This window comes from Streptomyces sp. f51 (genome assembly GCF_037940415.1).
Classification (GTDB): Bacteria; Actinomycetota; Actinomycetes; order Streptomycetales; family Streptomycetaceae; genus Streptomyces.
Genome location: NZ_CP149798.1, coordinates 2,040,705 through 2,060,740 on the forward strand (window position 1 = coordinate 2,040,705; position 20,036 = coordinate 2,060,740).

Sequence of the window (20,036 nt, forward strand, 5' to 3'; positions counted from 1 at the left end):
CGAAAACTACCTTCGTCGCCGGAGGTGACCGAACGATGACGGCCGGTGCGAGAGAACCCCTGGTGCAGAGCGGGCACGCGAGCGGCGCCGAGTACGGTGACGCCGCGAGCCGGTGGGCCGCTCCTCCCGGCTGTGTGATCACCGCCGACGGCGCCTACGGGGCACGGCTCGCCCACGACGGCGAGCGCTGGTACCCGGAGCGCTGGACGCTGGACGGACCCGAGCCGTACGCCGTACCGCTGCCCGGTCCGCAGCCGGAGGAGCCCGGCACCGAGGTGCTGCCGCTGTCCGACGGCAGGGTGCTGATCCATCGCGTGGACGACGGACGCCACACCTTCGCCCTGCTGTACCCGACCGGTCCCGGCACGGGCGAGCTTCCGCTCGGCGCGGTGGAGTGTCCCGACGCCGGCACGGTGCTGCGGCTGCTGCCGCCCTCGCCGGACGGCGAACGTGCCTACGCCCTCGCGGTGGGCCGGGGATCGACGGCGGTGTGGCTGGTGGCGGGCGGCGCGTTCGGCCCGGAGCATCTGGCCGAGGTGCCGGGCCACTGCTCGGGCGGGGTCTGGCTGGACGGGACGGGGCGCCTGCTCGCACTGGACCGCTCCCTGCACGGCCGCACCAAGACCGTGGTCGTCGACCTGGAGCGGAGCGGCGAGGTGTCGCCGCTCCTCCAGATCGCGGAACACAGCAACGACCGCCTGCTCCTCGCGGACGCGGACAGCGGGCTGCTGCTGATCCGGTCCGACGCTCCCTCTCCGGGCCGGGACCGGCTCGGCTGGGGCGTGCTGGGCAGCACCCTGCCCGTCCGCTTCCCGGACTGTCTGAGCGCGACGGGCTGTTCGATCAGCCCGTTCGCGATCCAGCCGGGCCAGGTGCTCACCCCCGAGTCCTGCGCGGTCGCCCTGCGCCTCGACGGGCCGGGCGGCACCTGGGTGGGGGTGTGGCGCCCGTCCGAGCGGCGGATCCACCATCGCCCCGCGCCCGAGGGCTGGCTGCCCGGCACCGGGCTGTGGACCGCGGAGGGAGTGCTCCGGCTGCCGTACGTCACCGGGGGCGTCCCCTGTGGTGTCGCCCGGCTGGATGCCTCCGAGGAGGAGCAGAACACGGGGGATCCGGCTCTCCCCGGCCTCCCCGCACCCCGGCCGGTCCCCCTCCAGCAGGCGCCCCTGCGGACCGCACGCCCGTCCGGTCCGTCCCCGCAGTCTCCGGCGGTCATCGACCCGCCCCGGGCGATCCCCGCCCATCTGGCACTGAGCGACGGCATCGCCCGCGCCCGCAAGGACGCGGCGGCCCGCGCGGCCGAGGGGCCCCTGGCAGCGGGGACAGGTGCGGGCGCCGTGCCCGGAGGGTCCTGGGCATCGCAGGCCGGCGCGGGCCCCGTGCCCGAGGGATCCTGGGCATCGCAGACCGGTGCCGGCCCCGCACCCGAGGGGTCCCCGGCATCGCAGACCGGTGCCGGCCCCGCACCCGAGGGGTCCCCGGCATCGCAGACCGGTGCGGGCCCCGCACCCGAGGGATCCCCGGCATCGCAGACCGGTGCCGGCCCCGTGCCCGAGGGCCCGGAGACGCAGTCGACGGTGACGAGCCTCATCCTCAGGACCTCGCCCGCCGGGGTGCCGGGGGCCGACCCGCACTCCGGCCACCGGGCGGACGGGGAGCTGCCCCCCGTCGTACCGCTCCCGGGAGGGGAGGCCGAACCGCTCCCGCCCGCCGTGCCGCGTGCGCCCGAGGCCACCGGACCGGTGCGGCCCAGCCGCTGGACCCGGGTCCCCCGGCCGCCCACGCCCATGATGTCCGCGTCCAGGCCCACGCAGCCGGCGCCCACGACGTCCGCCCCCATGCCCATGGAGTCCATCGGTACGTCGCCCGCGCCCATGGCTCCCGCGCCGCAGCCGGCGCGCCGGGCCGCGCCCGCCGGAACACCGACGACCGAGCCGGGCCTCTGGACCAAGGTCGCCGAGACACCCCCGCCCGGTATGGGCCTGCGGACCAGGGCCGACGGGACGCTCCCGGGCGGCATGACCGTCGTCATCGAGACGACCGAGCCGATTCCACCGGCCATGCCGGTCGGTGCCGGCCTCGGCACGGACACCTACTCCACGGCGGACACCGACACAGGCACCACCACCGGCACCGTCGCGGCCGCCAAGGCACAGGCCCCGGCCCCGGCCCCGGTCGCACCACTGCTCTGGACCAAGGTCGCCGAGACACCCCCGCCCGGCATGCGCTTCGGCACCCGCACGCGGTCGGCTTCCCCGGACGGCACCGCTCCCGGGAACGGGACCCCCGACGGTCCGCCGCCCGTCGGCGAGTTCAGGGGCCAGGTCACCCTGCGCCCCCTCCCCCCCGCCCCGCACACACCCGGGGACGCGGAGTCCGGCGGTCCGTGTGTACTGGCCCACACGGACGAGGAGAAAAGGGACGGCACGGGCGAAGAAACGTCACCCTCCGACTCCCGTGCGATGACCGCACGTTAGACTCCCCCGGCTGTAAAGAAGGATCTTGCATACGGGGTGAACACTTAAATGAACGACACCAGCACCATGGAAGCGCCGGTCGGGGACGTCCACGAGGCGTCGGCGGCCGGGTCCGAGGGCCACGGCAGACACCGCGGCCCGGTCTCCGGCCACGACGACGAGGCGACCCCTCACGGCCGCCACCGCAAGCCGTCCGGCCAGCAGGCCACGACGGCCTGACGGTCCGCGGAGCGCCCTGCCGGCCAGGGCACACCGAACGACACACGGCCCCGCTCGCACCATGGCGAGCGGGGCCGTATCGGTTCGGGGCCGCGTCCGGGCGGGCCTAACCGATTCGGGACGATGTCCGGGCGGCCCGTGTCCCGTGGGGCCGGACCGATGCGGGCCGGTCCGCGGGTGGCCGTCCGCTCAGCGGGGGGAGCCCTCCCGCTTGAGCGCCAGCACCTCCGCGGCCGCGAACGTCTCGCCGCGCGGCCGGTCCGCGTAGTACGGGGTGAGCAGCGCGTCGAGTTCGTCGTGACTGAAGGTGTCCTGCTTGCTGTCGAACTTCGCCGCCACCCGGGGCCGTTCGACGACCGCGACCATGCCGCCGTGCACCACGAGAAGCTGTCCGTTGACGTGCGCGGCGGCGGGAGAGGCCAAGTAGCCGACGAGCGGGGCGACATGCTCGGGGGCGAGCGGGTCGAGACCGTCCTCGGGCAGATCGAATCCGGCGAAGACGTCCTCCGTCATCCGGGTGCGGGCGCGCGGGCAGATGACGTTGGCGGTGACGCCGTACTTGGCCAGGGCCAGCGCCGTCGAGGTGGTCAGGCCGACGATCCCGCCCTTGGCCGCCGCGTAGTTGGGCTGCCCGGCGGAGCCCGCGAGGAACGCCTCCGACGAGGTGTTCACGATCCGTCCGAAGACCGACCCGCCGGCCGCCTTGGAGCGGGCCCGCCAGTGGACCGAGGCGAAGTGGGTGGTGTTGAAATGGCCTTTGAGGTGGACCCTGACGACCGAGTCCCACTCGTCCTCGGTCATCGAGAAGACCATCCGGTCGCGCAGGATGCCCGCGTTGTTGACGAGGATGTCCAGTTTCCCGAAGCCCGTGACGGCCGACTCGACCAGTTCGCGGGCCTGTTCGTGGTCGGAGACGTCCCCGGTGTGGGCGAGGGCCCGGCCGCCCGCCGCGCGGATCTCGGCGGCGACCTCCTCGGCCGGGGTGGCCGAGGCCGCGCCCGAGCCGTCCCGTCCGGGCTGTCCGTAGTCGTTGACGACGACGGCCGCGCCCAGCCGGCCCAGTTCCAGAGCCTCGGCCCGGCCGAGCCCGCGGCCCGCGCCGGTGACGATCGCGGTGAGCCCTTCGAGTGGCAGTGACATCAGGGTCCTTAGCGGTTGTGGTGGCGGTCGGCGCCGGCGGGTGCCCGGGTCAGATCTCTATGCACGTCCGGAGCGCGGTGCCCGAACGCATCTGGTCGAGCGCCTCGTTGATCCCGGCCAGCGGCACCCGGTGGGTGATCAGGCCTTCGAGGTCGATGCGGCCCGCGCGCCACAGGGCGATCGTGCGCTCGTAGGAACGCAGGACGTCCCCGCCGCCGTACATCGAGGGCAGGATGCGCTTCTCGTCGAAGAACAGCTCGAACATGTTGAGCTGGAGGTGGTCGTCCATGGCGCCGGCGCCGACGACGACGAGGGTGCCGCCGCGGCGGGTGTGGTCGTAGGCGGTGCGGGCGGTGGCGGACTTTCCGACGACCTCGAAGACGTAGTCGAAGCCCTCGCCCGCGGTCACCGACTGTTTGGCGTCGGCGAGTTCGTCGGGCGCCACGGCCCGGGTGGCGCCGAAGCGGAGGGCCGCCTCGCGGCGGGAGGCGACCGGGTCGACGGCGACGATCTCGGCGGCCCCCTTGAGCCGGGCGCCCTGGATCGCGGAGATGCCGACGCCTCCGCAGCCGATCACCGCGACCGACGAACCGGCCTCCACGTCGGCGGTGTTGAGGGCAGCGCCGAGTCCGGTGGTGACGCCGCAGCCGATCAGGGCGGCTATGTCGAAGGGCACGTCGGCGGGGATGGGGACCGCGCAGCCGGCGGCGACGACGACCTCCTCGGCGAAGGTGCCGGTGCCCGCGAAGCCGAAGACGTCACCGCCGGGACGCTTGAAGTTGGGGGTGCCCGCGTTCATGAATCCGGCCAGGCACAGTTCGGTCTGGCCCCGCTTGCAGGAGGGACAGGCACCGCAGGCGGGAAGCCAGCAGATGACGACCCGGTCGCCGGGCTTCACATGGGTGACGCCCTCGCCGACCTCGGTGACCTCGCCCGCGCCCTCGTGTCCCGGCACGAACGGCGCGGGCTGGGGCAGGACGCCGTTCATGGCGGACAGGTCCGAGTGGCACAGCCCCGTGGCCCGTACCCGGACGCGCACCTTGCCGGGCCCGAAGCCCACCGCCTCGACGTCGTCGAGGACTTCCAGTTTGTCCTGGCCTGTCTCGTGCAGTACGGCTGCGCGCATGGTGCGGCTCCCCTCGGGACGGTTCCTACGGGTGTCAGACGTGATCGACGACGGTGTCGGCGAGGACCGGCGCGTCGTCCCGCTCGACCGCGCTCACCGCCACCCGGACCCCGCCGTCGTTCCGCCACATCCGGATGCGCAGGGTCTCGCCGGGGAAGACGACTCCGGCGAAGCGGGTGCTGTACGAGCGGACCCGGGTCACATCGCCGCCGAGCAGGGTGTCGACGACGGCCTTGAGCGTCATGCCGTACGTGCACAGCCCGTGCAGGATGGGCCGGTCGAACCCGGCGAGCTTGGCGAACTCGGGGTCGGCGTGCAGGGGGTTCCAGTCGCCGGACAGCCGATAGAGCAGGGCCTGGTCCTCGCGGACCGGGCGTTCCACGGTCCTGTCCGGCGGTCCCGCGGGGGCCGCCGGCCGGGTGCCCGGTCCCCGGTCGCCGCCCCAGCCGCCCTCGCCGCGCACGAAGATCTGGGCGTCGTTGGTCCACAACGGGCCGTCGGTGTCGGCCACTTCGGTGCGCATGACGAGGATGGCTGCGGTGCCCTTGTCGTAGACGGCGGCGATGCGCCCGGTGGCGGTGGCCGTGCCCTCGGCGGGGATCGGGCGGTGCAGGCGGACGCTCTGGCCGCCGTGCAGGACGCGGGCGAGGTCGACGTCGACGCCGGGCATGGAGAGCCCGCTGATCACGCCCGGTGAGCCGGCGCCCGCGACGGTGGCGAAGCTCGGCAGGACGTGCAGCCTGGATTCGAGGGTGTAGCGCAGCTCGTCGGGGTCGGTCGCGGGCACGCCCGCCCCGATCCCCAGGTGGTAGAGCTGGACGTCCTTGTGGCTCCAGGCGATCTCGCCGGTCCGCGGCTGGGCTGCGACGGCCTTGGCGGCGTCAATGGGCATGGGGCTCCTTGCTCGACTGCGCGAAAGACCTCGGTGCGGCCGTCCGCACCGTCGGCCGCACCGAGGTCGACACTGGGCCGCGGGACACGCTCGTTCTAGAACGCGTTCCAGTCCGGCGACCCCTTGTATAGCCGAGCGTCCAGCACTTGTGAAGACTACTGACGCCATGTCAGATCGAGTCGTGGTGAAGGTTTTTCGCGCGCGTCGCGCCGGTGGCCGTGACATTTGTCCCGGCCGATCGCTGACAGTTGCCTCTGCCGGGGCGGCGCCCCCGACCCCTAGCGTCGTAGCCATGACACAGACGACGGGGACGACGACGGAGGCGGCGGGAGAGCCGCGGGGGACGTCCGCGCCACCGGTGGCCGGGACGGCACCCGCGGTGCGCTTCAGGGGCGCGGTCAAGACCTTCGGCGAGGTGCGCGCGGTCGCCGGTCTCGACCTCGACGTGGCGGCCGGCGAGACGGTGGCGCTGCTGGGCCGCAACGGGGCGGGAAAGTCGACGGCGATCTCCCTGCTGCTCGGCCTGAACGAGCCGGACGAGGGCTCGGTCGAACTCTGCGGCGCCCGCCCGCAGGACGCGGTGCGCGCCGGACGGGTCGGCGCGATGCTCCAGGACGCCAGGCCGGTGCCGCGGGTCACGGTCCACGAGCTGGTCTCCTTCGTGGCGGGACGCTATCCGCACCCCCTCCCGGTGGCCGAGGCGCTGCGCCTGGCGGGCATCACGGAACTGGCCGGGCGGCGCGTGGACCGGCTGTCCGGCGGACAGGCGCAGCGGGTGCGGTTCGCGGTGGCGCTCGCCGGGAACCCCGCGCTGATCGTGCTGGACGAGCCCACGGCGGCGCTCGACGTGGAGGCACGGCACGCGTTCTGGGAGTCGATGGGTGCCTTCGCGCGGCGCGGTCACACCGTGCTGTTCTCCACGCACTATCTGGAGGAGGCCGACGCGCACGCCGACCGGATCGTCGTCGTCGACAAGGGGCGGATCGTCGCGGACGGGAGCGGGGAGGAGCTGCGGCGGGCGGCGGGCGGCAACCTGGTCTCCTTCGACCTGGCGGGGCCGGTCCCGGACGACCTGGCGCTGCTGCCGGGCGTGGTGGCGGTGGAGGTGCGCGGGCGGCGGGCCCGGCTGCGCACCGACGACTCGGACGCGACGGTGATCGCGCTGGCCGAACGGGGCGCGATCCGCGGCCTGGAGGTCGTCCCCGCGTCCCTGGACGACGCGTTCATGGCCCTCACCTCGGACGAACGGGAGACGGTGTGATGTTCGACTATCTGCGGCTCGAAGTGCGCCGGACGCTGCGCGACACCGGCTTCGTGATCGGCGGCGTCGCGATGCCGGTGATGATGTATCTGCTGTTCACCAACCTCGGCGGCGGCGACGACGGGGCGTGGAGGACCGCCTCGATGGTCGGCATGGCCGCGTACGGGGCGGTCGGCTCGGCGCTGAACACCGGCGGCGGGGTCGCCGAGGACAAGGTGACCGGCTGGCTGCGGCAGCTCCGGGTGACCCCGATGACCTCGCGCCAGGTGGTGCTCGGGCGCGCTCTGACCGGCTCGGTGACCGTGCTGCCCGCCATCGTCGCGGTTCTGGCGGCCGGCGGTCTGGTCAACGGCGTACGGCTGGACGCCTGGCAGTGGGCCGCGACGGCCCTGCTGCTGTGGCTCGGTTCGGTCCCCTTCACCCTGCTGGGCCTCGGCAACGGCTACCGGATGACCGCGCAGACGACCGGTGTCGTGAACATGGTGTGCAATCTGGGGCTCGCGGTGGTCGGCGGGCTGTGGTTCCCGCTCGCCCTCTTCCCCGGCTGGCTGCGCTCGGTCTCCGCGTACACGCCCACGAACCGCTTCGCCCAGCTGGGCGTGTCGGTCACCGAGGGCCGGGCACCCGGCGTCACGGCGATGGCGGTCCTCGCCGCCTGGCTGCTGCTGTTCGGTTCGTACGCCGTGATCTCGTACCGTCGATCCGCACGCACTGTCTGAACGGGGAGCGGGACATGCCCAGGATGGAAGGCATTCGCTGCCAGATCCGCGCGCTGCGGGCCGAACGGCGGCGCTGGAAGGCCGACATGGAGCGCTTCAAGGCCGAGCGGCGGGCCGCGCGCAGGAGCGGCGCGGCCCTGCCGGAGAACCCGGGGCCGCCGCCGACCGGTTTCGCGCTGCTGCCGTGGCTGCTGCTGGGGATGGGCGCCTTCTCCAATCTCCTCCAGGGCACGACCCCGCAGCCCTGGGTCGGCGGGCTGGGCCTGCTGGCCTTCAACTCCCTGTACATCTACGTGACGTTCCGGGCGTTCGTGAAGACGACGCGGGAGGCGCGCTCCACCCGCGTCGCGCTCGTGATGATGGGCGTGATCACCTGCGCGCTCGCCCTCGGGTACGGGGGAAGCTGGCTGTACTTCTTCCCGCTGCTCGGGCTGGCCACCGGGGCGGTGGTGCGCGGGCCCTGGCTCGGGAGGATCGGGCTCGGCCTGACGGCGCTCGCGGCGGCGGTCTCCGCCGTCCGGGCGGGCTGGGACGCGGTGAACGTCGCCTACGGCACCTTCCTGTCCACGATGGTCACGGCCGCGATCCTCTCCCTGTCCGAGGCGGTGCGCGAACTGCGGGCGGCGCGGGAGGAGTTGGCGCGCCGGGCGGTGGAGAAGGAGCGGATGCGCTTCTCCCGCGACCTGCACGACCTGCTCGGGCACACGCTCTCCGTCATCGTGGTGAAGTCGGAGGCGGCCCGCCGGCTGGCTCCCCGCGATCTGGACGCGGCCCTCGTGCAGGTCACGGACATCGAGTCGGTCGGCAGGCAGGCGCTGACGGAGATCCGCGAGGCGGTCACCGGCTATCGCGAGGGCAGTCTCGCCACGGAGCTGGACGGTGCCCGCTCGGCGCTGTCCGCGGCGCGGGTGGAGCCGGTCGTACGGCAGTCGGGGCCGCCCCTGGTCCCGCAGACGGAGGCCCTGCTGGGCTGGGTGCTGCGCGAGGCCGTCACCAACGTGGTGCGCCACAGCGACGCGACGCGCTGCGAGATCACCGTCGACGGCACCGTGGACCTCGTCCGGCTGACGGTCTCGGACAACGGCACCGGCGCCTCCCCCGCGGAGCCCGAGCCGGGTGTGGGCGGCACGGGCCTCAAGGGGCTCACCGAGCGCCTCGCGACGGCCGGCGGGTCCCTGCGGGCGGGCCGGACCCCGCGCGGCGGCTTCGAGGTGCGGGCCGAACTCCCGGTGGAGGCGGTGGACTTGACCGAGGCGTCGCGGTGAGCGGCGCCCCTCAGGGGGTGCCGGGTCCGAGCAGCGCGTCGGTGAGGCGTTCCGCGGCGGCCGCGTCGAGGGGGGCGTGCCCGAGCAGGAAGCGGTACCAGAACAGGCCGTAGACCTGGTCGACCATGAGGTCGAGGTCCCGGTCGGCGGGGAGTTCGCCGCGCGCGCGGCCGCGGTCGAGGACGTCGTGCAGCAGGGCGCGCCGGGTGCCGGTGTAGGCGCGCAGCAGCTCGGCGAGGTGGGGGTCGGCCGCCGCCTCGCGGACGAGGGTGCGCAGGGCCGGGCCCCAGGGGGCGCGCTGGGCCGCGTCGAAGGTGGCGGCGACCACCGTGCGCAGGTCCTCGCGCAGCGATCCGGTGTCGGGCGGCGGTACGTCCTGGCCGGCGCGGTCGGTGAGCGCGTCCAGCAGGACGGCTCCCTTGGACGGCCACCAGCGGTAGAGGGTCTGCTTGCCGACGCCGGCCGCGCGCGCGACGGCCTCCACGGTGATGGGGGCGCCCCGCGACTCCACGAGCAGCCGCAGCGCCGCGTCGAGGACGGCCTGCCGCGCGGCTTCGTTCCGTCGCCGGCCGGTGTGCGGCCGTGCACCGGGCTCCCCCCGCCCCGTACCGGTGGCCGCTCCCTCGGTGTCGTTCGCTTCCATGGCCCGATCTTCTCCCATTCCGGCGACGCGGTTCCGCGATCCCTTGACGAGACTGGCGGTCTCGGCAACACTTTAACGAGACCGACAGTCTCGTCAAGTGGCTCAGCAGCAGCCTCGACGCTCCGGAAGGGGAAGCCCCGCCATGAGCACCACCCCGAGCACCACGAGCACCACACGACCTGAGAGCACCCCGTACGGCACCACCGACACCGGCCCCGGCGCCGACCTCCCGCCCGGCCTCCCCCTCGCCGGACAGCGTGTCGTCGTCATGGGCGGCAGCTCCGGCATCGGCGAGGCCGCGGCGGCCCTCTTCGCCGCGGACGGCGCCGAAGTGGTCGTCACCGGCCGCGACCGCAAGAAGCTGGAGGCCGCCGCCGGACGGATCGGCGGCAAGACGAGCACATACCGCCTCGACGGCACGGACCCGGCGCAGATCGACGCGTTCTTCGACCGGTCCGGCCCACTGGACCACCTGGTCCTGTCGCTCAGCGGGGCCGCGGGCGCCGGCCCCTTCGCCGAACTGGACCTCGCCGAACTGGAGACCGGGTTCGCCGCCAAGTTCTGGCCCTACGTGCGCATCCTGCGGGCCGCCCTGCCGCACCTGCGGGCGGACGGCTCCGTGACGCTGGTGACCGCCGCCTCGGCGCGCGCCGCGTTCCCCGGCACGGCCGGACTCGCCGCGATCAACGGCGCCCTGGAGGCGATGGTCCCGCCGCTCGCCGTCGAACTGGCGCCGCTGCGGATCAACGCGGTCTCCCCCGGGGTCGTCGACACGCCCTGGTGGGACGCCATGCCCGCCGCGCGGCGCGAGGCGCTGTTCCAGGGGATCGCCGACTCCACCCCGGCGGGCCGGGTCGGGCACCCCGGCGACATAGCCCGCGCCCTGCATCTGCTGGCCACCAACGGCTTCATGACCGGGGTCGTCCTCGACTGCACCGGCGGGGCCAACCTGGCCACCGGCCGCTGACCCGCGGCGGCCGGACGGTCGCCGCGCGGGCGGCCGTCCGGCCGTCGGCGAACCGGCGGGCGGCTACGGCGCCCAGGGTGCCGTGACGGCCCAGCTCACGTCGTCCGTCCACGAGGTGGTGCTGTCGAAGGAGTTCGAGCCGCCGTCGCTCGCGATGTAGACGGCGTAGTCGTAGTGCCGGAGATAACGCGTCGGGTAGTTGTACGACGCGAACGAGGTCCCCGTACCGCTCTTGCCCGTCCCCGCGCAGAACGTGGCGTCCTGTCTGAACTGCGCCGTGCCGGTCATGGGCTGGCGGTAGAGCCGGAAGTTGAAATGCCGCAGGAAGTCGCCCGGGTAGTTCCGCGACTCGAAGGAGTAACAGGAGCCGTCGGCCAGTCCCTTGCGCACGATCCAGGTGGCGTCGCCCTTGTCGAGTGCCGAACTGGCCGACGTGACGGCCGAGACGACCGCCGCGTCCGCCTGGTGGCGGAGGTAGTCGGTCGTGCAGCAGGCGGTGGTCGCGCGCAGCGAGATCTCGGACCCCGCCGTGAGCGAGCCGGTGCTGCCGGTCGAGCCGCCGTAGCCGACGGACACGATGTTCGACTGCACCAGATTGTCCGCGGCGTCCGTCGGAATGCCCGAGGTCATGACGCCCTCGAAGAACGACCCGATGGAGCCGTTGCTGTTGTCGCCGCCCGTGCCCAGGACGATCGCGCCCTCCTGATGCATGGGCGAGTAGCCGCTCGTGGTGGGCTCGCCCCCGGAATAGGTGGTCGTGAGACCGCCCGATTGCGCGTTGCCGTATTTCAGCGCGAAATGGTCCTGACCGTTGTTCTTCAGCAGAGCGGTCACGAAGGGCATCGCGCCGGTGCCGGTGTTCGACGTGTTCCTGCTGTATCCGGCGTCCGACTGGAACAGCCCGTTCTCCAGGTCGGCCTGCACCCAGGGCCCCTGGCCGTAGCAGGGCGAGAACCAGCACTCGGTGCCGAAGTTGATCGCGTCCATGTGGCCGTTGCCGGTGTCCAGGTTGTTGGTCTCGGCGTTGCCGTAGTCGAAGCAGCAGCTGCCGTTGACATGGGTGCCCGAGGTCACCATGTACATCCCCTCGGCCGCCCCGTTCGTGGCGACCCCCGAGGTGGAGTTGTCCCGGTAACCCATGCCGGCCGAGATCTCCAGACCGTAGACCTGGTGGCCGCCCGCGGTCACCGGCAACGCGTCCGCGGGCGCCCCGACATCGGCCGCGCCCGCCCCGCCCGCGCCCTCGATCGTGAGGTCGTTGTGGCGCGAGGACTGGTCGTAGATCTTCGTGACGACGCAGGTCGTGCCGTTGCAGAAGGAGTCCTGGGCGGCCGCGTTCGCGTATCCGCCGGCCGCGAGGAGACCGATGTCCGCGGTGGCTCCGTCGGAGGCGCGCCGCACCCGGTAGAGCGAGCCGCCGTACGAGGAGGAGAGCGCCCTGACGAGGCTGTGCGCGGCCACGCAGGGGGTGCCCGCGGTGGCGTAGACGTCACAGGGGAGCGACCCCGCGGCGGTGGCCGACGGCGTGCCGACGGCGAACGCGACCACGGCCGCCATCACCGACAGCACGGCCAGGGCGGTGTTTCTGAGACTTCGTAAGCGCACGAAGGACGACAACACGGTGCACCTCTTCCGTTCCTGGTAGGACAGTGCGGGTGCCCGGTCGAAATACCGGACATCGTTCGATCGATATACCGAACCCATTCCCGGTCGACATTCCGAACGATTACGGAAACGCCCCGGCTCGGGAATGCCAAAGGGGCTCGTTGAATTCCGAGGCGATTATTTGCCCGTGCCCGGGGGCCGTCAAGACGCGCGGAGCCGAACGACGGCGTCGTCCGGGAAGCCGCCGAAGCCCGCCGAGCGGGCGGCCCGGGGCCCCTGCCGCCTTACGCTTGGCCGCGTGAACGAGATGCCCCGGGACCACCGGCCCGCCAAGTCCGTCCGTGTCCTGCTCGCCGAGGACCAGAAGATGATGCGCGGGGCGCTCGCCCTGCTGCTCGGGATGGAGCCGGACATCGAGGTGGTCGCGCAGGTGTCCGCGGGGGACGAGATCGTGGACGCGGTGCTGACCGGCCGGCCCGATGTGGCCCTGCTGGACATCGAGTTGCCGGGGATGAGCGGGCTGGACGCCGCCGCCGAACTGCGGGAGCAGGCGCCCGACTGCCGGGTGCTGATCCTCACCACCTTCGGCCGCCCCGGCTATCTGCGGCGGGCCATGGAGGCGGGCGCCGCCGGGTTCCTGGTCAAGGACGGGCCCGTCGAGGAACTGGCCGAGGCGATCCGGCGGGTGCTGACCGGGGAGACCGTCATCGATCCGGCGCTCGCCGCCGCCGCGCTGAGTGCCGGGCCCAGTCCGCTCACGGCCCGCGAGTGCGACGTCCTGAACGCGTCCGTGGACGGCGCCACCGTCGCCGACATCGCCGCCAAGCTGCACCTGTCCGAATCGACCGTCCGCAACTATCTGTCCTCGGCCATCGGCAAGACGGGCACCCGCAACCGCATGGAGGCGCTGCGCGAGGCCCGTCAACAGGGCTGGCTGTAGCGGGCCCCCGGCGGGCGCCCTCCGCCGACGCGCGTCCCGCCCGGGCGGGACGCGCGCCCCTCCGCTCACCTCACCTGGTCACCGCCGCCGACTTGTAGCTCGTACCCGCCGGGGCGAGGCACACGAACCAGTTGGCCGGGGAGCCCGCGACCGGGCGGATCACCGGCTTGAGCTCCTTGGCGAAACCGGCGCCCTCGGACGCCCGCGGGACCAGGGTCGACGTGCCGTCGCTCCAACTGCACGTGGCCTTACGGGCGGTCGGAGCGACCTTGCCGATCACCAGCAGCCGATACGCCCCCGCCGTACCGGCCCGGCCGGTCCGCAGCGGCACCGACGCGGCCTCGATGTCCGCGCCCGAGAACGAGTCGCCCTTCTCGGCCGGCCCGTCCAGCACCGTCGTCGGATGCCCCTCGCCCACCAGCAGGTCGACGAAGACCCAGCTCTTGCCGATGAGGTCCGAGGCGACTTCGGTACCCGTCGGCGTGAGGCCGTACTCGCCCATCTGGCTCCGCTGGTACTGCGCCTCCTCCTCGTCCTTCGGCGCACCCCAGACGATGACGGTGACGCTCCACTCCTTGCCGTGGTCCCACGCCGTGGCCAGCGTGGTCGTCCGCGGCTCGTACACGTGCCGCTGTTCCGGCGTCGACGGCGCGGTGACGGCCGGCGCGACCCCCCTGCCGTCGTCCGCACCCGTACCCCCCGCCAGCGCCAGCGTCCCCGTGGAGCCCGCGATGACCAGGGCCGCCGCTGCCGCCGTCGCCCAGCGGCGCGCCTTGCGGCGCCGGCCGCCGCGCAGCACCGCCTGGCAGGGGGCCATGCCGATCTCGACCTCGTCCGCCGCCCGGGCCAGCAGGAAAGCGATGTCCGCGTCCGTCGCCATGCCGTGATCCGTCTCCCGGTTCGCGCTCATCACTTCCGCCCCTCGTGCGTCACCCTGTCCGCCAAGCCGGGCAGGACACGGAGTTTCGCGATCCCCTTGGCCGCGTTGCTCTTCACCGCGCCCACCGAGCAGCCCATCGCCTCGGCCGCCTGGCTCTCGCTCAGGTCCTCCCAGTAGCGCAGGACCACCGCCTGTCGCTGACGCGGCGGCAGCCCGGCCAGTGCCGTGACCAGGGCGCCGCGGTCGTCGGCGCGGCCGATCGGGTCACTGCCGTCGGGCACCTCGCGGCCCAGCCCCGAGTCGTCCTTCGGGGCGAGGAACTCCTTGAGCTTCCTGCGGTGTCCGCGTGCGTGCGCGTTGATCATCACGCGCCGTACGTACGCCTCCGGCTCGTCGGCCGAACCGACCCTGCGCCAGGCCACGTACACCTGCTCCAGCGTCGTCTGGGCCAGGTCCTCGGCGGCGTGCCGCTCCCCCGTCAGGAGGAAGGCCGTACGCATCAGCCGCGGCCAGCGGCCGACGACGAAGGCCTGGAACTCCGCGTCCCGAGCCTGTTTCCGATCCCCCATGAGTACCTCCTCGATGACTGAAGGAGTCCGCGGGCACCGGATTTCGTTGCCTCACCGCCGGGAGATTCCCCGCGGCAGCCACAGGAGCATCATCAGCGCGCCGGCCAGCAGCATCACGCCGCTGACCCGGAACGCCAGGGCGTATCCGGCGGTCAGCGCCTCGCCGGAGACACTTCCGCCGGTCCGGGTCGCCGCGATCGTGGACATGATCGCGAGTCCCAGCGAACCGCCCATCACCCGTGAGGTGTTGACCAGTCCCGACACCAGCCCGGCGTCCTCCGGCACCGCGCCCGAGGTCGCGAGCGCGGCCAGCGGTGTCGCGGCCAGACCGGCGCCCGCCATCATCAGGACGCCGGGCAGCATGATCGCCGTGAGGTACGAGCCGTCCGCCGTCATGGTCGACTGCCAGCCGAAGCCGGCCGCGGCCAGGAGCGTGCCGATGACCGCCACGTTGCGCGCCCCGACGACCGGCATCAGGCGCGGCGCCGTCTTCGAGCCGATGACCACGGCCAGGGAGCTGGGCACCAGGGCCAGGCCCGCGCCCAGCGGCGAGTAGCCGAGCACGTTCTGCGCGTACAGCGTCATGAAGAACCACATGCAGAACATCGCGGAACCGGAGACGAACATGGCCGCGTTCGCCGAGGACACCGACCGCAGCCGCAGCAGCTTCAGCGGCATCAGCGGCGCCGCCGTCCACGCCTCGACGGCCAGGAACACCCCGATGAGAGCGGCTCCCGCGCAGAGCGGCACGAGCGTCGCCGCCGCGGCCCAGCCCTCGGCCTCCGTCTGCACGATCCCGTACGCCAGGGTCGCGAGTCCCGCCGTCACCAGGAGGGCGCCCGGCAGGTCGAGCCGCCGTCCGTCCCCGGCCCGGCTCTCCGTCAGCCGGCGGGCCGCGCCGGCCAGCACGATCGCTCCGACGGGGACGTTGATGAGGAGCACCCAGCGCCACGACAGACCGTCGACCAGCAGTCCGCCGACGAGTCCGCCCGCCGCGCCGCCGCCGGCGCCCACGGCGGTCCAGGTCGCGATGGCCCGTGCGCGGGCCGCGCCCTCGGGGACGGCCGAGGTCAGGATCGTCAGGGTCGAGGGCGCGAGCACCGCGGCCCCCAGCCCCTGCGCGGCGCGCGCGAGGAGCAGTTGGGTGCCTTCCTGGGCGAGGCCGCCGGCGGCCGAGGCGAGGGTGAAGAGCGCGAGGCCCACCAGGAACATCCGCTTGCGCCCGTACAGGTCACCGGCCCGCCCGCCGAGCAGCATGAATCCGGCGAAGGCGATCGAGTAGGCGTTCACCACCCACTGGAGTCCGGTGGCGCTCAGCCCGAGGTCGGCCCGCATGGAGGGCAGGGCCACGTTGACGACGGACACGTCCAGGACGACCAGGAACTGTCCGGCACACGCGAGCGCGATCACCAGCCAGGTGGGCGGGGCGGTACGGGCTGACGTCCTGGTGTCTTCAACGGCTCGGAGCATGAGTGTCATGCTCTCAACCCGCTTACGGTCCTTGCATCAGGATTTCGGCCCAGCCGGGTCTACGGCGCCGGATCTAGGACCTGCGCAGGAGTGTCACCACCGCCGCGCCGCCGAGGCCGATGTTGTGGGCCAGGGCGACCCGGGCCCCCGGGACCTGCCGCGCCTCGGCCTCGCCTCTCAACTGCCAGACCAGCTCGGCGACTTGGGCGATGCCCGTCGCGCCCAGCGGATGGCCCTTGGAGATCAGTCCGCCGGAGGGGTTCACCACCCAGCGTCCGCCGTACGTGGTGGCCCCCGACTCCACGAGGGGCCCCGACTCCCCCTCCGCGCACATGCCGAGCGCCTCGTAGGTCAGCAGTTCGTTGACGGAGAAGCAGTCGTGGAGCTCCACGACGTCCACGTCCTCGATGCCGAGCCCGGAGCGTTCGTAGACCCGGCGCGCGGCCTCCCGCGACATCGGCAGGCCGACGACGTCGATGCAGGAGCCGGAGGCGAAGGACTCCTCGGTGTCGGTGGTCATCGCCTGGGCGACGATCTCGACCGCCCGGTCCTCCAGCCCGTGCCGCTCGGCGAACCGTTCGGACACGACGACGGCCGCGGCGGCGCCGTCCGAGGTGGGCGAGCACTGGAGCCGGGTCAGCGGCCGGTGCACGGCCTTCGCGGCGAGGATCTCCTCGACGGAGTACACGTCCTGGAACTGGGCGTACGGGTTGTTCGCGGAGTGGCGGTGGTTCTTGGCGCCGACGGCGGCGAGCTGGGCCTCGGTCGTGCCGTACCGCTCCATGTGCTCGCGGGCCGCGTCGCCGAAGATCTGCGCGGTGGGCGGGGACATCTCGAAGCCGTGCCGGGCGGCCATGATCCCGTAGTGCCGGGCGACGGGCGAGGTGGCGAAGTCCCCGCCGTCGGCGCCCGATCCGAGCGATCCCCGCTTCATCTTCTCGAAGCCGAGCGCGAGCACGCAGTCGCTGACGCCGCCCTGGACGAACTGCCGGGCCAGCATGAACGCGCTGGCCCCCGTGGCGCAGTTGTTGTTGACGTTGTACACGGGCACGCCGGTCAGGCCGAGTTCGTAGGCGGCGCGCTGGCCGGCGGTGGAGGGCTGGAAGCAGTGGCCGACCGGGACCTGTTCCACGTCCGTGTAGGCGATCCCGGCGTCGGCCAGGGCGGCGGTACCGGCCTCCCGGACCATGTCCCAGTACGGCCACTCGCGGGTCTCGGGCTTCTCGAACCGGGTCATGCCGACCCCGACGACGTACGTCCTCATGGCGCTCCTAGTCACGTGGCAGGCCGAGCATGCGCTCGGCGACGACGTTGAGCTGGACCTGGGTGGTGCCCCCCGCGATGGTCAGGCACCGGGAGAGCAGGAACCCGTGCACCGCCCGCTTCCCCGGCCCCTCACGCAACGCGCCCTCGGGGCCGAGGAGTTCGAGGGCGAGTTCGGCGACCCGCTGCTGGTGCGCGGTCTGCGCCAGCTTGCGGACACTGGCGCCCGCGCCGGGCTCCACGCCGGAGACCTGGCGGAGGGTGGTGCGCAGGGTGATGCACGCCAGGGCGTGGGCCTCGGCCAGCAGCGCGCCCAGCCGGGCGCCGTCGACATCGGCCGGAATCAGTGCCTCGAGGCCGGTGTCGAAGGTCAACTGGTCGGCCATGTGGACGCGTTCGTTGCCGAGCGTGGTGCGGGCGACCCGCCAGCCGTCGTCGACGTCGCCGACCACCGCGTCCGCGGGCAGCAGCACGTCGTCGAACCAGACCTCGTTGAACAGGGAGTCGCCGGTGATCTCCTTCAGGGGGCGGATGTCGATGCCGTCGGTGTTCTTCATGTCGACGACGAAGTAGGTGAGTCCCTTGTGCTTGGGCGCGGCCGGGTCCGTCCGGGCCAGCAGGATCCCGTGGTCGGCCCACTGCGCCGCACTCGTCCACACCTTCTGTCCGTTGACCCGCCACCGGCCGTCGGCCGTCCGCTCGGCGCGGGTGCGCAGGGAGGCGAGATCGGATCCGGCGCCGGGCTCCGAGAAGAGCTGGCACCACAGGAGGTCGCCGCGCAGGGTGGGCGGCAGATAGCGCTCCAGCTGCCGGGGAGTGCCGTGCGCGATGAGCGACGGGACGACCCAGGCGGCGATCCCCAGATCGCCGATCCGCACCCCGGCCGCGGCCAGTTCCTGCTGCACGGCCAGCTGGTGGACGGGGCCCGCGCCCAGGCCGTACGGCGGGGGCAGGTGCGGGGCCGCGTACCCGGTGGGCGCCAGAGCCCGGCGGGCGTCCGCGGGAGAGAGTCCGCGCGCACGGTCGATCACCGCACGGGCCGCGGCCCGGTGTCCGGCGGCCTCCGGCGGCAGCTCCAGGCGCAGTTCCCGCCGTACGCCGTCCCGTGCGAGCCGTACCGCCCGCCGCAGGTGTCCGCTCCCGGCCCCGAGGAGCTGCCGCGCCACCAGGGCCCGGCGCAGATACAGATGGGCGTCGTGCTCCCAGGTGAACCCGATGCCGCCGAGGATCTGGACACAGTCCTTGGCGCAGGAGCAGGCGGCTTCGAGGGCGGTGCCGGCCGCGAGCGCGGCCGCCAGCTCCCGTACCCCGGGCGGCTCCTGCGCGGCGCGGGCCGCGTCCCAGGTGAGCGCCCGCGCCTGTTCCAGCCGCAGCAGCATGTCGGCGCACAGGTGCTTGACGCCCTGGAAGTGCCCGATGGGACGGCCGAACTGCTCGCGCACCCTGGCGTGCGCGGCGGCGGTGTCCAGCGACCAGGCGGCGGTGCCGCAGGCGTCCGCGGCGAGGACGACGGCGGCGAGGTCGCGGACCAGTGACGGGCCGACCGCGAGGACGCGGCCGGCGGGAACCCGTACCTCCCGCGCCCGGACCTCGGCGGTGGCCCTGGTCGGATCGGCGCTCTCGTGCGCCCTGACGGCCAGATCGGCGGCGTCCGCCACGCACCACAGGGTGGGGCCGGGAGCGGTGTCCGTCCCGCTCGACGCCGCCAGCACGAGGACGTCCGCGTCGGCGCCGGAGAGCACGGGCGGCGCCGTCCCGTCCAGCACGTACCCGCCGTCGACCGCCCGGGCCGTCAGGGAGCCGGTGCCGAACGCGACGGCGCCGATGCGCTCCCCGCGTCCCAGGGCCCGTAAGAGATCCGCCCGCTCCGCCCCGCGCACGGAACCGGCCGATCCACCGGAATCGGCCGATCCACCGGATTCCCCCGTCTCACCCGCCCCGCCCGTGTCACCCGTCTCGCCCGATTCACCCGATCCGCCCGCCCCGCCCGTGCGTTCCGCCGCCAGCACCGCCGTCGCCAGCGCGTTCGCGACGAACGGTCCCGGCAGTGCGGCCCGCGCGGCCTCCTCCACGACGACGGCGAGGTCCACCAGATCCCCGCCGCCACCGCCGAGGCTCTCCGGAAGGTGCACGGCGAGCAGCCCCTGCGCGGCGAGCGCGTCCCAGAACGGAGGCCGGCCGGCACCCGGGGAGTCCAGCAGCTTGCGGACCTCCCCTGCCGGCACGGCGCGGGCGATCCAGCCGCGTACGGCCTCGGCGAGCTCCCGTTGTTCCGGCGTGACCGCGATGCCCATGCCTGCCTCCCCGAAGGTTCCCCTAAGGCCCACGGCGCGTGGATCCGCGAAGACCCGGGCCGCGTGGATCCGCGCCAGACTAGAACACGTTCCATTCTGACGACAGGTCAGATACCCATGGATCGGTCAAGAATTCGTTAGTACGCCGAAGCATCGGAATAGTTGCCCAGGCGCACCGGGTTCCTCCTGCACGTACCTGCGTGGATCAGCCGACCGACGTCCCCGTGTCCCCCCGGATCACCGACCGACCGTCCCGCATCCGCACGGACCACCCCTCACCCCCGCTCTCCCGAGAGCTCGCTTTCC

16 protein-coding genes and 1 pseudogene are annotated in these 20,036 nt (G+C 73.3%); 7 read left to right on the plus strand and 10 right to left on the minus strand.

From position 1 onward, the window contains the following. Positions 1-35: 35 nt before the first annotated feature. Together WJM95_RS09060 and WJM95_RS09065 are read left to right on the plus strand one after the other, a co-directional pair. Positions 36-1,079 (plus strand): annotated as a pseudogene (locus WJM95_RS09060) (hypothetical protein); the annotation flags it as partial. A 1,446-nt stretch (positions 1,080-2,525) separates the two neighbouring features. Then, positions 2,526-2,696, plus strand: a complete 171-nt coding sequence (locus WJM95_RS09065; RefSeq protein ID WP_339129067.1) for a hypothetical protein — start codon at positions 2,526-2,528, stop codon at positions 2,694-2,696. A gap of 189 nt (positions 2,697-2,885) precedes the next feature. Here the strand turns inward: WJM95_RS09065 and WJM95_RS09070 are convergent, their stop codons facing one another. Genes WJM95_RS09070 through WJM95_RS09080 form a run of 3 tightly spaced genes read right to left on the minus strand, consistent with a single transcriptional unit; the run spans position 2,886 to position 5,854 of the window. Beyond that, the gene (locus tag WJM95_RS09070; protein ID WP_339129068.1) at positions 2,886-3,836 is read right to left on the minus strand and encodes a 3-oxoacyl-ACP reductase; all 951 of its coding nucleotides are present in this window, start codon (positions 3,834-3,836) and stop codon (positions 2,886-2,888) included. A gap of 49 nt (positions 3,837-3,885) precedes the next feature. Beyond that, positions 3,886-4,962, minus strand: a complete 1,077-nt coding sequence (locus tag WJM95_RS09075) for a Zn-dependent alcohol dehydrogenase (protein ID WP_339129069.1) — start codon at positions 4,960-4,962, stop codon at positions 3,886-3,888. Between the two features lie 34 nt (positions 4,963-4,996). Then, complete coding sequence (locus WJM95_RS09080) at positions 4,997-5,854, minus strand: MaoC/PaaZ C-terminal domain-containing protein (RefSeq protein WP_339129070.1); 858 nt, start codon at positions 5,852-5,854, stop codon at positions 4,997-4,999. A 379-nt stretch (positions 5,855-6,233) separates the two neighbouring features. Between WJM95_RS09080 and WJM95_RS09085 the strand changes: the two genes are divergently transcribed. From WJM95_RS09085 to WJM95_RS09095, 3 genes are read left to right on the plus strand one after another with little or no spacing between them, the layout of a single operon-like run. Next, positions 6,234-7,115: an ABC transporter ATP-binding protein gene (locus WJM95_RS09085; protein ID WP_339135431.1), complete on the plus strand. Its 882-nt coding sequence runs from the start codon at positions 6,234-6,236 to the stop codon at positions 7,113-7,115. Further along, complete coding sequence (locus tag WJM95_RS09090; protein ID WP_339129071.1) at positions 7,115-7,834, plus strand: ABC transporter permease; 720 nt, start codon at positions 7,115-7,117, stop codon at positions 7,832-7,834. The genes WJM95_RS09085 and WJM95_RS09090 overlap by 1 nt, the downstream gene beginning before the upstream one ends. A gap of 14 nt (positions 7,835-7,848) precedes the next feature. Next, positions 7,849-9,099, plus strand: a complete 1,251-nt coding sequence (locus WJM95_RS09095) for a sensor histidine kinase (protein ID WP_339129072.1) — start codon at positions 7,849-7,851, stop codon at positions 9,097-9,099. Between the two features lie 10 nt (positions 9,100-9,109). On the opposite strand, the gene WJM95_RS09100 is transcribed toward WJM95_RS09095, so the two are convergent. Continuing rightward, complete coding sequence (locus WJM95_RS09100) at positions 9,110-9,742, minus strand: TetR/AcrR family transcriptional regulator (protein WP_339129073.1); 633 nt, start codon at positions 9,740-9,742, stop codon at positions 9,110-9,112. Between the two features lie 142 nt (positions 9,743-9,884). Between WJM95_RS09100 and WJM95_RS09105 the strand changes: the two genes are divergently transcribed. Beyond that, a complete protein-coding gene (locus WJM95_RS09105) occupies positions 9,885-10,709 on the plus strand; it encodes an SDR family oxidoreductase (RefSeq protein ID WP_339129074.1) in 825 nt (274 codons plus the stop codon). Between the two features lie 63 nt (positions 10,710-10,772). On the opposite strand, the gene WJM95_RS09110 is transcribed toward WJM95_RS09105, so the two are convergent. Continuing rightward, positions 10,773-12,314, minus strand: a complete 1,542-nt coding sequence (locus WJM95_RS09110; RefSeq protein WP_339129075.1) for an alpha-L-arabinofuranosidase B — start codon at positions 12,312-12,314, stop codon at positions 10,773-10,775. A gap of 307 nt (positions 12,315-12,621) precedes the next feature. On the opposite strand from WJM95_RS09110, the gene WJM95_RS09115 reads away from it, so the two are divergent. Continuing rightward, the gene (locus tag WJM95_RS09115; protein WP_339135433.1) at positions 12,622-13,254 is read left to right on the plus strand and encodes a response regulator transcription factor; all 633 of its coding nucleotides are present in this window, start codon (positions 12,622-12,624) and stop codon (positions 13,252-13,254) included. Between the two features lie 70 nt (positions 13,255-13,324). On the opposite strand, the gene WJM95_RS09120 is transcribed toward WJM95_RS09115, so the two are convergent. The 5 genes from WJM95_RS09120 to WJM95_RS09140 all read right to left on the minus strand — a co-directional run bounded on the left by WJM95_RS09120 (position 13,325) and on the right by WJM95_RS09140 (position 19,730). After that, positions 13,325-14,164 carry a hypothetical protein gene (locus WJM95_RS09120; protein ID WP_339129076.1) on the minus strand — a complete coding sequence of 280 codons (840 nt, stop codon included), beginning with the start codon at positions 14,162-14,164 and terminating at the stop codon, positions 13,325-13,327. Continuing rightward, positions 14,164-14,703, minus strand: a complete 540-nt coding sequence (locus WJM95_RS09125) for a SigE family RNA polymerase sigma factor (protein ID WP_339129077.1) — start codon at positions 14,701-14,703, stop codon at positions 14,164-14,166. The genes WJM95_RS09120 and WJM95_RS09125 overlap by 1 nt, the downstream gene beginning before the upstream one ends. Positions 14,704-14,754: 51 nt before the next feature. Further along, a complete protein-coding gene (locus WJM95_RS09130; protein ID WP_339129078.1) occupies positions 14,755-16,182 on the minus strand; it encodes an MFS transporter in 1,428 nt (475 codons plus the stop codon). A 64-nt stretch (positions 16,183-16,246) separates the two neighbouring features. Further along, positions 16,247-17,437 (minus strand): lipid-transfer protein, encoded by a 1,191-nt coding sequence (locus WJM95_RS09135; protein WP_339129079.1) that lies wholly within the window; start codon positions 17,435-17,437, stop codon positions 16,247-16,249. A 7-nt stretch (positions 17,438-17,444) separates the two neighbouring features. Next, positions 17,445-19,730 carry an acyl-CoA dehydrogenase family protein gene (locus WJM95_RS09140; RefSeq protein WP_339129080.1) on the minus strand — a complete coding sequence of 762 codons (2,286 nt, stop codon included), beginning with the start codon at positions 19,728-19,730 and terminating at the stop codon, positions 17,445-17,447. Positions 19,731-20,036: the final 306 nt, after the last annotated feature.